The organism is Escherichia sp. AM3 (assembly GCF_032029835.1).
GTDB classification, from domain to species: domain Bacteria; phylum Pseudomonadota; class Gammaproteobacteria; order Enterobacterales; family Enterobacteriaceae; genus Escherichia; species Escherichia coli.
This window is the reverse complement of record NZ_JAVUPQ010000543.1, coordinates 1-494: the sequence shown is the minus strand read 5'-3', so window position 1 is coordinate 494 and position 494 is coordinate 1. Positions and strand designations below refer to the sequence as shown.

The window sequence follows — 494 nt, the reverse complement described above, 5'->3', positions numbered from 1 at the left end:
CATCCGGCCAGAAGGTGGTATGCAGGCGGTTGGTATTCGACAGGACGACGACACGATGCCCCTGCTCGCGCAGCTTGTGCATGATGTCGATCACTTCGGGGCGGATCGCGACAAATATGGCCTGCCAGCCGTGGGAAAACTGCTCGTAGCTTAACGAGAGACCCATTTCCTGACAGAAACGCTCTGCGAACGCTTCATCGCTGATCTCACCGCGCTCGTGCAGATGGAAAGTCTCACCCATCGCGAAATTCTGCTTTAACGTCGCCAGCGGAACACGGCTAAAATCGCTCCATGCGCCCAGCACCCGGTTAAAATCGATATCGACGATTACATTTCCTAAGTCAAAGATATAAAGCATGTTTATCTCCTTTCGCCGTGGAAAAGTAACTGTAGCGGGAAAGAGAAACTTTAGCTATGCGCCAGATTCAGCTTAGAGAAAGGAAAGGCCCGAATCGCAATATCGGGCCATAGGATTTTCAGCCAGCCTGCTGCTC

1 pseudogene is annotated in these 494 nt (G+C 52.2%); it reads right to left on the bottom strand.

From position 1 onward, the window contains the following. Window positions 1–358, bottom strand: a pseudogene (locus RTW80_RS27130) (glucose-1-phosphatase); the annotation flags it as partial. Window positions 359–494: the final 136 nt, after the last annotated feature.